The organism is Pseudomonas sp. F9001, from assembly GCF_013385435.1.
Classification (GTDB): domain Bacteria; phylum Pseudomonadota; class Gammaproteobacteria; order Pseudomonadales; family Pseudomonadaceae; genus Aquipseudomonas.
On the sequence record NZ_JACAPX010000041.1, the window covers coordinates 36864 to 49143 of the forward strand.

General features: G+C 64.0%; 11 protein-coding genes and 2 riboswitches. Of the genes, 6 read left to right on the forward strand and 5 right to left on the reverse strand.

Translation table 11 applies throughout. The features are described 5' to 3' along the window. Window positions 1–139 precede the first annotated feature (139 nt). Window positions 140–1126, forward strand: coding sequence for a DUF1853 family protein (locus HX818_RS28405; RefSeq protein WP_177021148.1), 987 nt, complete (start codon window positions 140–142; stop codon window positions 1124–1126). Here HX818_RS28405 and HX818_RS28410 read toward each other — a convergent pair. The 5 genes from HX818_RS28410 to HX818_RS28430 form a co-directional block, all read right to left on the reverse strand. Beyond that, window positions 1083–1685: a VWA domain-containing protein gene (locus HX818_RS28410; RefSeq protein ID WP_177021153.1), complete on the reverse strand. Its 603-nt coding sequence runs from the start codon at window positions 1683–1685 to the stop codon at window positions 1083–1085. The two genes, HX818_RS28405 and HX818_RS28410, sit on opposite strands and share 44 nt — an antisense overlap. Before the next feature lie 53 nt (window positions 1686–1738). Then, window positions 1739–2737: an ATP-binding protein gene (locus HX818_RS28415; protein ID WP_102605646.1), complete on the reverse strand. Its 999-nt coding sequence runs from the start codon at window positions 2735–2737 to the stop codon at window positions 1739–1741. Beyond that, the gene (gene cobN / locus HX818_RS28420; RefSeq protein WP_177021149.1) at window positions 2737–6510 is read right to left on the reverse strand and encodes a cobaltochelatase subunit CobN; all 3774 of its coding nucleotides are present in this window, start codon (window positions 6508–6510) and stop codon (window positions 2737–2739) included. Before cobN ends, HX818_RS28415 begins: the two co-directional genes overlap by 1 nt. 3 nt (window positions 6511–6513) lie before the next feature. Further along, the gene (gene cobW / locus HX818_RS28425) at window positions 6514–7575 is read right to left on the reverse strand and encodes a cobalamin biosynthesis protein CobW (protein WP_003217887.1); all 1062 of its coding nucleotides are present in this window, start codon (window positions 7573–7575) and stop codon (window positions 6514–6516) included. Between the two features lie 92 nt (window positions 7576–7667). Beyond that, window positions 7668–7870, reverse strand: a riboswitch (cobalamin riboswitch). Beyond that, entirely contained in the window at window positions 7867–8385 is a 519-nt protein-coding gene (locus tag HX818_RS28430; protein ID WP_177021150.1) for a helix-turn-helix domain-containing protein, read from the reverse strand. Its footprint overlaps the riboswitch before it by 4 nt. 113 nt (window positions 8386–8498) lie before the next feature. Between HX818_RS28430 and fabF the strand changes: the two genes are divergently transcribed. The 5 genes from fabF (at window position 8499) to cobM (ending at window position 12234) form a co-directional block, all read left to right on the forward strand. Then, on the forward strand, window positions 8499–9767 hold the full coding sequence (gene fabF, locus HX818_RS28435; RefSeq protein WP_177021151.1) for a beta-ketoacyl-ACP synthase II: 1269 nt from the start codon (window positions 8499–8501) through the stop codon (window positions 9765–9767). 36 nt (window positions 9768–9803) lie between these two features. Then, a riboswitch (cobalamin riboswitch) is annotated at window positions 9804–10020 on the forward strand. A 96-nt stretch (window positions 10021–10116) separates the two neighbouring features. Continuing rightward, window positions 10117–10305 (forward strand): CbtB-domain containing protein, encoded by a 189-nt coding sequence (locus HX818_RS28440; protein WP_003217883.1) that lies wholly within the window; start codon window positions 10117–10119, stop codon window positions 10303–10305. An 11-nt stretch (window positions 10306–10316) separates the two neighbouring features. Beyond that, entirely contained in the window at window positions 10317–11015 is a 699-nt protein-coding gene (locus HX818_RS28445; RefSeq protein WP_087694356.1) for a CbtA family protein, read from the forward strand. After that, window positions 11012–11404 (forward strand): cobalamin biosynthesis protein, encoded by a 393-nt coding sequence (locus tag HX818_RS28450; RefSeq protein ID WP_003217881.1) that lies wholly within the window; start codon window positions 11012–11014, stop codon window positions 11402–11404. Before HX818_RS28445 ends, HX818_RS28450 begins: the two co-directional genes overlap by 4 nt. Before the next feature lie 83 nt (window positions 11405–11487). Next, window positions 11488–12234: a precorrin-4 C(11)-methyltransferase gene (cobM, locus tag HX818_RS28455; RefSeq protein WP_008431975.1), complete on the forward strand. Its 747-nt coding sequence runs from the start codon at window positions 11488–11490 to the stop codon at window positions 12232–12234. Window positions 12235–12280 lie beyond the last annotated feature (46 nt).

The window sequence follows — 12280 nt, forward strand, 5'->3', positions numbered from 1 at the left end:
CTCCTGCGGGGTTCGGGTTCTGCAAAAAAGAACGATTATGGGCGAAAGCCGGCGTTACACAAAATCCTTTGTCGCCGCAAACCCCAGACGACAACGGTTCTCAGCCCCCTTCCCGGCTGTAAAAGGCTATGCTCGGACCATGACTCTGTTCCCTGATTTGCAGCACCTGCCCCGCCAACTGCGTCACCCCGAGGTGCGCGATCTCGCGTGGGTGATGCTCGCCCCGCCGATGCTCGCGCAAACGCCGTGGCCACAACGCCACCCGCTGACCGGCAGCGACTGGGTGCAGACCCCGCATTTGCTGGAGCAGTGGCTGCGCCAGCTGGACCAGGACAGCAGTGCCTTGCTGCATTGGCTGAGCCAGGCACGCACCCGCCGGCTGGGGTTGTATTACGAACGGCTGTGGCAATTCGCCGTGCAGCATGCGCCGGGCGTGGAGCTGCTGGCGGCCAACCTGCCGATCCGCCAGGCCGGGCATACCCTGGGCGAACTGGACATGCTGCTGCGGGACCGTGACGGTGTGCATCATCTGGAACTGGCGATCAAACTCTACCTCGGGCCCCAGGACGGTAATGGCCGGGACACCGCGCAATGGCTCGGCCCCGGCTGTCATGACCGGCTCGACCGCAAGCTGGCGCACCTGGCCCAGCACCAACTGCCGATTTCCTCCCGGCCGGAGAGCCGCGAAGTCCTGGCCGCGCTGGATATCCAGGCTTTTGATGCCCATCTGTGGCTGGGCGGGTATCTGCTCTACCCATGGCCGGGCATGGCGCAGGCGCCGGAGGGCGCGCATCCCCAACACCTGAATGGCCGCTGGCTGCATCAGCGCGATTGGTCGAGGTTTATCGAGCAAAGCCCGGCAGGACGCTGGCAACCGCTGCCCCGCCACGCATGGCTGGCGCCGGCGCACTACCCGGCGGACGAAGCCTGGGACGCGGCCCGGATGCAGCACTGGCTAACCGAACTGGACCCCATGGCGCCCGCGCAGTTGCTGGTGCGCCTGGTGGAAAACAGCGAAGGCGAATGGGAAGAAGCCGAACGGTTGTTTCTGGTGGCGGATCTTTGGCCGAACGTGCCGGCGCTTACAGGTTATCGATATGCCGATAGTCAATCTGTAACCCCATAGCCAGCTGCTTTGAACGGCCCAACCGAATCGGGCCGCGCTCGATGTCCACCAGCAAACCCGGGCAGTCCAGCGGCGGCAAACCCGCCACATCCTTCAGCCGCCCATCGGTGATCACCAGCAACCGCTGCTGCTCCACCGGGTAACGCTTGCGACGAGCCGCCAACCAGTGCCCCGCTTCGTTCAGCGCTGGCAACAATGGCGTGCCACCGCCTGCACCGAGGCCATCAAGCCAATGACCAAGCCCTTTTGCCGCCTTTAATCCCTGCACCTGCCACTTTGGCGATTGCCCGCTCGCGGTGAGCAACGCCATGCGCGCCCGCTGTCGATAGGCATCGTCGAACAGTTGGGCCAGTAATCCCTTGGCATCGCTAAGCGCCTGATGCCGCCGGGTGGAGGCCGAAGCATCGACAATCACCAGCCACAGCTCATGGGGCGTACGGCTACGCAGTTGATACAGCAAATCTTCGCGGCGTTGCGGCCGCCCGCCGAGCAAGGTACCCGGCCAGTTGATCGAACCTTCGGCCGCGCTGCGCACCTGGCCGCGCCGGCCCTTGTTCAGTCGACCCGCCGTGGGCCGTGCATCCGCCCCCGCGTCAGGTTTGGGGCGGATGCCTAGGGCTTTTTTGGCCAGGTGGGCACATCACGGCGAGCACCTATCGGCAAGGCGGGTGCGGGCATGTCGCCCCATTGGCCCTGGCCTTCAGGTGCATCATTGGGCTTGGGTGATTGACCGCCAGCGGGCGGCGTTGCAGGCGGGGATTGCTCCTGACGACGATGGCGCAGGGCAAATTCCGCGACCGCTTCGATATCTTCTTCGCTGATAGCCGTCGCGCCCCGCCAGGCCGCATGGGCACGTGCGCCACGCAGCCAGACCAGGTCGGCGCGCAAGCCATCGACGCCGGCGGCAAAGCAGCGCTCGGTAATCTGCGCCAGCGCCTGGTCATCCAACGGGATGCTCTCCAGCAATGCGCGGGCCCGGGTGCAGCGCTCACGCAACGCGGCCTGCCGGTCGGCCCATTGCCCGCAGAAACCCTGAGGGTCGCTGTCGAAATCCAGGCGGCGACGGATGATCTGCCCGCGTTCGGCCGGCTGGGTGTGCCCGCTCAGCGCTACGTTGAAACCAAACCGGTCGAGCAATTGCGGGCGCAGCTCGCCCTCTTCCGGGTTCATGGTGCCGATCAGTACAAAACGCGCCGAATGCCGGTGGGAAATCCCGTCGCGCTCGATCAGGTTGGTGCCGCTGGCGGCCACGTCCAGCAGCAGGTCCACCAGGTGGTCGGGCAGCAGGTTGACTTCATCGACATAGAGCACGCCGCCGTCGGCCTTGGCCAGCACGCCGGGGGAAAACTGTGCGCGGCCCTCACTGAGTGCCGCGTCCAGATCGAGTGTGCCCACCAGCCGCTCCTCGGTGGCGCCCAACGGCAGCGTGACGAACTGGCCGCTGGCGAGCAGGTCCGCCAGGCCACGGGCCAGGGTGGACTTGGCCATGCCCCGCGGGCCTTCAATCAGCACGCCACCGATCTTCGGGTCGATGGCCGTCAGGCACAGGGCCAGTTTCAAGTCGTCGGCGCCGACCACGGCGGACAGCGGGAAATGTGGGATGTCGGTCATCAACTGCCTTCTTCTATATCCAACAACAGGTTTTCCAACGCCTCGCGGTACGCCCCAGGCTCCTGCCACATGCCGCGTTGCTGGGCTTCGAGCATGCGTTCGGTCATGTCCCGCAGGGCATCCGGGTTGTGCTGCTGCACAAAGGCGCGGGTGTCCGGGTCCAGCAAGTAGGCATCCGCCAGCAACGCGTATTGATGATCGTCGATCAACGCCGTCGTAGCGTCGAACGCGAACAGATTATCCACGGTGGCCGCCATCTCGAACGCGCCTTTGTAGCCGTGGCGCTTCACCCCTTCGATCCACTTCGGGTTGGCCGCACGGGCACGAATCACCCGGTTCAACTCTTCCTTCAACGTGCGGACTTTCGGCAAGTCCGGCTGGCTGTGGTCACCATGATAGCTGGCGGCCTTGTCGCCGCTCAGGGTTTCCACGGCGGCGAGCATGCCGCCCTGGAATTGGTAGTAGTCATTGGAGTCGAGCAGGTCATGCTCGCGGTTGTCCTGGTTCTGCAACACCGCCTGCACCTGGCTCAAACGCTGAGCAAACTGTTCGCGGGCGGCGGTGCCTTCGTCGGAGCCGCCATAGGCGTAGCCGCCCCAGTTCAGGTAAACCTCGGCCAGGTCTTCGCGGCTCTGCCACAAGCGCCCATCAATCGCGCCCTGCACGCCGGCACCATAGGCACCGGGCTTGGCGCCGAAGATCCGCCAACCGGCCTGCTTCGCCGCCGCGTCCTCGTCCAGGCCCGACAGGCGCAAAGCCTCGCGCTCACTGCGCACCTTGGCCGCCAGAGGGTTCAGGTCGTCGGGTTCGTCCAGCGCCGCCACGGCTTGCACCGCCGCATCGAACAGGCGGATCAGGTTGGCGAACGCATCGCGGAAGAATCCCGACACGCGCAAGGTCACATCCACCCGTGGCCGGTCCAGCAGGCTGATGGGCAGGATTTCAAAGTCATCCACCCGCTGGCTGCCCGTGGCCCACACCGGGCGCACGCCCATCAGCGCCATGGCCTGGGCAATGTCGTCGCCGCCGGTGCGCATGGTGGCAGTGCCCCACACCGACAGGCCGAGTTGGCGCAAGTGGTCGCCATGATCCTGCAGGTGACGCTCAAGAATCAGGTTCGCCGACTGGAAGCCGATGCGCCAGGCAGTGGTGGTGGGCAGGTTGCGCACATCCACCGAGAAAAAGTTACGACCGGTAGGCAACACGTCCAGACGGCCCCGGCTCGGCGCGCCGCTGGGCCCGGCCGGGACGAAGCGCCCGTTCAAGGCATCCAGCAACCCGCGCATTTCCGCCGGGCCGCAGGCATCCAGGCGTGGCGCGACGACGATGCGCAAGCTCTCGATCACCGCCTTGACGTCTTCCCAGCCGGGCTCTTCAAGCTGCTCCACGGCACCTTCCAGCGCCTGCTCGATCAAGCGAGCGGCATACAGCTCCAGGCGTTCACGGGTGTCGCCGGCAGTGCGCCACAACTGCGTGTCGATCTTCTGCAACACCACTGGCCGGCGCCCCGTCCACGGCTCGGCCAGGGCGCAGTCCAGCGGGTCGAAGCCCAGGTCGAAGGCCTTGGCCAATACCCGCAGCAGGCTCGATTGCGGCCCCCGCCCATCGCCACGCGGAATACGCAACAACGCCAGCAAGGTGTCGATGCGCAAGCGGCCCTCGGGTGACTCGCCGAAAATGTGCAGGCCATCGCGAATCTGCGACTCCTTCAAGTCACACAGGTAGGTGTCCAGGCGCGGCAGCCAGATCGCCGCATCGGCGTCGCTGTCGAGGTTTTCGTCCAGGGCCAGTTCCTGGTCGATGCGGGCTTCGCGCACCAGCTTGAGGATGTCCTTTTGCAGCTCGCGGGCACGCCGTGGGTCGAGCAGTTGTGCCTCGTAATACTCGTCGGCCAGCAACTCCAGGTCGCGCAGCGGCCCGTAGGTTTCGGCGCGGGTCAGCGGCGGCATCAGGTGGTCGATGATCACGGCCTGGGTGCGGCGCTTGGCCTGGGCGCCCTCGCCCGGGTCATTGACGATAAACGGGTAGATATTCGGCAGCGGCCCCAGTAGTGCGTCGGGCCAGCAGTTCTCGGAAAGCCCGACGCCCTTGCCCGGCAGCCATTCCAGGTTGCCGTGCTTGCCAACGTGGATCACGCCGTGGGCGCCGTAGGTGTGGCGCAACCAGAAGTAGAACGCCAGGTAGCCATGGGGCGGCACCAGGTCCGGGTCGTGATAGACCGCACTCGCGTCCACCTGGTAACCCCGGGCCGGCTGGATGCCGACGAAGGTCAGGCCCAAACGCAGGCCCGCGATCATCATGCGCCCGTCGCGGAACATCGGATCGCTATGAGGCGTACCCCAGCGTGCCAACACGGCCTGGCGATTGGACTCGGGCAAGCGGTTGAACATCGCCTCGTAGTCATCCAGCGCCAGGCTCTGATGACACGGACGCAAGTCGAGGCTGTCCAGGTCGTTGCTGACGCCGCCCAAGAGCGCCTGGATCAGTGCCGTTCCGCTTTCCGGCAGCTCGTCCGGCAGCGGATAACCTTGGATTTTTAGTGCCCGCAGGATATTCAGCGCGGCGGCTGGGGTGTCGAGACCCACGCCGTTGCCGATACGTCCGTCCCGGGTCGGGTAGTTGGCGAGGATCAGCGCGATACGCTTTTCGCCATTCGGCACCCGCGCCAGTTCGACCCAGCGCCGCGCCAGTTCGGCGACAAAGTCCATGCGCTCCGGCTGTGCGCGATAGCACACCACATCCGACTGGCTGCGCTCGCTGCGCCAGGCCAGGTCCTTGAAGCTGATGGGCCGGCTGATGATGCGCCCGTCCAGCTCCGGCAAGGCAATGTGCATCGCCAGGTCCCGAGGGCCGAGGCCTTGTTCGCTGGCCTGCCAGCCGGGCTCGTTGTCCTGGGCGCAAATCGCCTGGATCACCGGGATATTGCGGCGAAACGGCCGCAGGTGCGGCGCTTCGGGGCTGGACTGGGCAAAACCGGTGGTGTTCAGAATCACCGATGCGTGCACCTCGTCCAGCAAATCCTCGACCACGGTCAGGCAGCCGGGCTCTTTCAAACTGGCCACCGCCATCGGCAGCGGGTTGAGACCCGCGGCCTGCAAGCGCTGGCAAAAAACATCAATAAAGCCGGTGTTGGCCGCCTGCAAATGGGAGCGGTAGAACAGCACCGCCGCCACGGGAAAATCAGCTTGCCAGTCAGCCTGCCAATCGTTGAGACGGGCATTGGCTTTATGCGGATGATAAATCGCCGTGCGCGGCAGGGTTTGCGGCTCGCTCCAGGCGTAATCGCGGCCAAGGTAGCTGGCGGCCAGGCAACGATAGAAATCCAGCGCATTCCCCAAACCACCCTGGCGCAGGAAGTGCCAGAGCCGGTCACGTTCCTCGGCGCCCACGGTGCTGAGGCCACTGAGTTCCGGGTCCGGGCGATCATCCCCCGGCACCAGGATCAGCTGCACGCCGCGCTCGGCCAACTCCACCAGGCGCTCGATACCGTAGCGCCAATAACCGATGCCGCCGTGCAGCGAAATCAGGATGACCTTGGCGTGGCGCAGCACCTCATCCACATACAGGTCGACCGAAGCATGGTTCTGCACCTGCATCGGGTTGGCCAGGCGCAGGCTCGGGTAATCCTCGGGCAACTGCTGGGCCGCTTCGGCCAGCAGCGCCAGGCTGGAATCACCGCTGCACAGGATCACCAGCTCGGCGGGGGTTTGCCCAAGGTCGGCGATGTTGTCATCCGAAACGAAACCGCCGGGCTGGGTCCTGAGCAGATGCATGGTTTAAACGCTGAGGGCAGCGCGCAGTTGCGCTTCGAGCAAGGCGGCGTCGAGTTCCTGGCCGATCAGCACCAGGTGCGTGGCGCGCGGCTCATCGGCGCGCCAGGCGCGGTCGAAGTGCTTGTCGAAACGCGTGCCCACGCCCTGGATCAGCAGGCGCATCGGTTTGTTCGGGATCGCCGCGAAGCCCTTGACCCGCAGGATGCCGTGCTTGACCACCAGTTGGGTCAGGGCGTCCAGCAGCAGGCTTTCGTCGGCCTGGGGCAGTTCGATGGAGATGGAGTCGAAGGCATCGTGGTCGTGGTCGTCTTCACCTTCGTGGTGATGATCGTGATGGCTGTGGCGGCCATCGATGTGTTCTTCCGAGCCCGCGCCCAGGCCGATCAATACGTCCAGCGGCAGGCGACCGCTGCTGGCTTCGATGATTTTTACCGCCGGCGGCAGTTCTTCTGCCACTTCCAGGCGCACACGGGCCAGGTCTTCAGGGCTGATCAGGTCGGACTTGTTGAGGATCACCAGGTCGGCGCTGGCCAGTTGGTCAGCGAACAGCTCGTGCAGGGGGGATTCGTGGTCCAGGTTCGGGTCGAGCTTGCGCTGGGCGTCAACCTGGTCCGGGAAGGCGGCGAACGTGCCGGCGGCCACGGCTGGGCTGTCGACCACGGTGATCACGGCGTCAACGGTGCAGGCGCTGCGGATTTCCGGCCACTGGAACGCCTGGACCAAGGGTTTTGGCAGGGCCAGGCCCGAGGTTTCGATGAGGATATGGTCGAGGTCGCCGCGACGGGCCACCAGTTCGCGCATCACCGGGAAGAACTCTTCCTGGACCGTGCAGCACAGGCAGCCATTGGCCAATTCGTAGACGCGGCCGTTCGCCTCTTCTTCGGTACAGCCGATGGAGCATTGCTTGAGGATTTCACCGTCAATGCCCAGCTCGCCGAACTCGTTGACGATCACCGCGATGCGGCGCCCCTGGGCGTTATCCAGCATGTGGCGCAGCAAGGTGGTCTTGCCCGAGCCGAGGAAGCCGGTAACGATGGTGACGGGGAGTTTGGCCAGTGTTTTCATCGGATGCCCTTTGGGGCGGGCATACGGGACGAGTGGCCCTGCGCGGGTGCGCAGGAGCAGAATTCGCCACCGGATCACCCCGCCCGGTTGAAGTAGAAAATCGGTTGCGAGGCAGGTCTCCTGGCTTGGGGCTTGCCGGCGGTGATGCCGGCGCTGGCTGCGCCTTCCCGCCTTGTTCAGGCAGTGGCGTGGCAGTCAGATAAACCCTTTACAGTTGCGGGGGCAGCCGCGGCATTGACCGCGTTCCCTTCTTAGCTTCGGCCTGGGCCGAAGAACCTCGAAGGTGCAAGGCTACGCAGTGCGCAGGGACGGGTCAATGTCCGAGCGTTTGGCACTAAGCAGCGCCAGGCGCTCCAGCATGCCTTCGCTCGCCGCCGGCCCGGCCTGGACGCTGCATTGCTCGACGGACACGCGTGCACCGTCGGCATCCACCACCGCCACTTCCACCGGGCGCCGGGTTTTCCGGTCGACCAATTGCAGGCTTTCACCTTCGTTGGCGAAATGGCGGTTGCCCCAGCCGATGAACGCCATGATCACCACCCGGAAATCCTCGCCAACCGGCGTCGGCACGTACTCGAAGCGTGGCGGCCGCTCGCTGTATTGCCGGCGCTCCAGCAGCCCCGCCTCGACCAGGCTGTTGAGCCGGCGGGTGAGCATATTCGGAGCGATCCCCAGGCTCTGGGAAAACTCATCAAAACGCCGCAAACCTTGCAGCGCGTCGCGCATGATCAGGATGCTCCACCACTCGCCTACCCGTTCCACTCCACGGGCTACCGGGCATTCGGCATTCACCAGCGACTTACGTTGCATTGCAGTTCCTCTGTGGGGCGGCTACGGAAATTTCAGCTATCGGATGTTACTTTCATAATGATAGTTTCGTCCATGCATTGCTACCAACCTGAAATTTGCGGAGCTAAGCGATCATGAGTAAGCGAATTGTTGTGACCGGCATGGGTGCAGTGACACCGCTGGCAACCGGCGTGGAACAGACCTGGAAGCGCCTGCTGGCCGGTGAATCCGGGATTCGCAGGCTACCCGAGGCATTGATCGGCGACCTGGCAATCAGCATCGGCGGCCAAGTGTTGGACCGCATCCAGGACCCTGAAGCCGGCTTTGACCCGGACACTGTCATCCCGGCCAAGGAACAACGCAAGATGGACCGGTTCATCGTGTTTGCCCTGGCAGCCGCGCAAGAGGCCCTGGCCCAGGCTGGCTGGAGTCCGCAGACGCCATCACAGCAGGAACGTACCGCGACAATCATCGCCTCCGGCGTGGGTGGTTTTCCCGCGATTGCCGAGGCCGTTCGTACGGCTGACAGCAAAGGGCCTCGCCGCCTGTCGCCGTTCACGATCCCGTCATTCCTCGGCAACATGGCGGCCGGGCACGTGTCGATCCAGCATCAACTGAAAGGTCCGCTGGGCTCCCCCGTCACTGCTTGCGCCGCCGGCGTACAGGCGATTGGTGATGCTGCGCGAATGATCCGTGCCGGCGAAATCGACATCGCCGTGTGTGGCGGCGCCGAAGCCTGCATCCACCGGGTCAGCCTCGGCGGTTTTGCTGCGGCGCGTGCGCTGTCCAGCGATTACAACGACACGCCGGCATTGGCTTCCCGCCCGTTTGATCAAGGCCGCGACGGGTTTGTGATGGGCGAAGGTGCCGGACTGTTGGTGATCGAGGAACTGGAGCATGCATTGGCTCGTGGGGCGACGCCTATCGCAGAGCTGGTGGGCTACGGCACCAGCGCCGACGCCTATCACATGACCTCGGGCCCGGAAGATGGCTCGGGTGCACGCAGGGCAATGGAACTGGCGATCGCGCAGGCAGGGATCAGCGCCGCACAGATCCAGCATTTGAACGCCCATGCCACGTCGACCCCCGTAGGCGACAACGGCGAACTGGCAGCGATCAATACGCTGTTCGGTGCAAATGCCAGCGTCGCGATCAGCGCCACCAAGTCGGCGACCGGCCATCTGTTGGGCGCCGCGGGCGGGATCGAGGCGATCTTCACCGTGCTCGCCCTGCGCGACCAGATTGCCCCGGCGACCCTCAACCTGGACAACCCGGACCCCGCTGCCGAAGGACTGGATATGGTCCGAGGCCAAGCCCGGTCGTTGCCGATTGAATACGCGATTTCCAATGGGTTTGGATTCGGCGGCGTGAATGCCAGCGTGCTGTTCAAACGCTGGCAATAACCCGGCGATTTGACGCCCATCGCCCGCCCATGCTCTCCTACACATCTTGTTTCGGGTGCCCTTCACAGGGTGAAACGGGAAACCGGTGAGTCATGTTCCTTTACTCAAGGGCGTGACGAGTCCGGTGCTGCCCCCGCAACGGTAAGCGAGTGAAGCGTCAAATCCACTGTGCCTCCAGGGCATGGGAAGGTGATGCTTTCAAGGCCCAGGCCCCTCGCAAGCCCGGAGACCGGCCCGAAAAAATCAGATAACAAACCCGCGGTGGGCGGGCGCTGTTCAGAACCCTGCGTGCCTGGCTCGCGGGGTTTTCATGCGCTCGTGTCACCCTGAAACCCTGAAGGGACGCGCCATGTCGATCATCAGCAGCACCGCCTCTACCGCCAGCACCACCGCCACCCTGAGCCAACGCCTGACTGCCGCCATCGGCGCGTCGATCCTCGGCGCGTGCCTGGTGTATTTCGCCGGTTTCTCGCACATCGAAGCGGTGCACAACGCCGCCCACGATACCCGCCACAGCGCTGCGTTCCCGTGCCACTGAGACCTGCCGACATGATCAAGCGTATTGCCCAAACCGCAGGTTTCACCGGCCTCCTGGCCGCCTTGCTGCTGACCTTGCTGCAAAGCTTCTGGGTTGCCCCGCTGATCCTGCAGGCGGAAACCTTCGAAAACGCCCCGGCCGCGACCGAAGTGCATGAACATGCCGATGCCACGGCCCACACCCACGACGCTGAAGCCTGGGAGCCGGAAGATGGCTGGCAGCGTGTGCTGTCGACTACGGGCGGTAACCTGGTGGTCGCCGTAGGTTTTGCCCTGATGCTTGCCGGCCTGTACACCCTGCGTGCACCGACCCGTACGGCCCAAGGCCTGCTATGGGGCCTGGCCGGTTACGCCACCTTTGTGTTGGCGCCGACCCTGGGCTTGCCGCCTGAATTGCCGGGGACTGCGGCAGCAGACCTGGCGCAACGGCAAATCTGGTGGATCGGCACTGCCGCCTCTACCGCTGCCGGTATCGCGCTGATCGTGTTCGGTCGTAACTGGCTGCTGAAAATCCTGGGCGTGGCGATCCTGGCGGTGCCCCATGTGATTGGCGCACCACAGCCGGAAGTCCACTCGATGCTGGCGCCGGAGGCTCTGGAAGCTCAATTCAAGATCGCCTCGCAGTTGACCAACGTTGCCTTCTGGCTGGCGCTGGGCTTGATCAGTGCCTGGCTGTTTCGCCGTAACCGTGATGGTCAGTATTCGGCATGATCCTGGCGGTTGGCCTGGGGTGTCAGCGGGGTTGTTCTGTCGACATCCTGCGTGAACTGTTCAACGCCGCCCTCGCCGAGGGTGGCATTGAGCGTCAGCGCATCACTGCGTTGGCCAGTCTTGATCGCAAGCGGGATGAGCCGGGGTTGCTGGCACTGGCTCAGGTTCTGGATTTGCCGTTGGTATTTTTCAGTGCGGAGCAATTGGCGCCCTATGAAGATCGACTGAGCCATAAGTCCGAGACGGTTTTTGCTCATACCGGCTGCTACGGCATTGCTGAAAGTGCCGCCCTGGCCCTGGCAGAACAGCTGTCTCAAAGCCCTGCCACCCTGCTGATCACCCGCAAAAAAACCGCCCAGGCCACCTTTGCATTGGCTTGCGCCGGCTGAATTCCCGATAATCGTCAGCTTTGATCATGAGCAATCTTCATCTGGAGGGCTGCTCGCGTGCTTTTTTTCACAGGAATGAATCCATGACTGTCTTTTTCATCGGCGCAGGCCCAGGCGATCCGGAATTGATCACGGTCAAGGGGCAGCGGCTGATTCGCAGTTGCCCGGTGATTATCTATGCCGGTTCGCTGGTGCCGGCGGCGGTGCTTGAAGGGCATCAGGCGGAGCTGGTGGTTAACAGTGCGGAGCTGCATCTGGAGCAGATCATTGGGCTGATCAAGACGGCCCATGAGAAAGGCCAGGATGTGGCGCGGGTGCATTCCGGGGATCCGAGTTTGTACGGGGCGATTGGGGAGCAGATTCGGCTTTTGCGGGAGCTTGGGATTGGGTTTCAGATCATTCCCGGGGTGACGGCGGTGGCGGCGTGTGCGGCGTTGTTGGAGGCTGAGCTGACATTGCCGGACATTGCACAGAGTGTGATTTTGACGCGGTATGCGGATAAGACGGCGATGCCTGAGGGTGAGGTGTTCAGTAGCCTGGCGCAGCATGGGACGACCATGGCGATTCACCTGGGGGTGAATCATCTGGAGAAGATCGTGGCTGAGTTGGTGCCTCACTATGGGGAGGATTGTCCGATTGCGGTGGTGCATCGGGCGACCTGGCCGGATCAGGATTGGGCCATTGGTACGCTGGCGGATATTGCCGGGAAGGTGGCAGCCAAGGGGTTTCGGCGTACGGCGTTGATTCTGGTGGGTCGGGTTTTGGCCAGTGACAGTTTTGGTGAGTCGTCGTTGTATCGTGCGGGGCATGCGCATTTGTATCGGCCCTGAGGGTGGTGGCGGTGGTGATGGTGTACATATCCGTTATTTAGGTAAC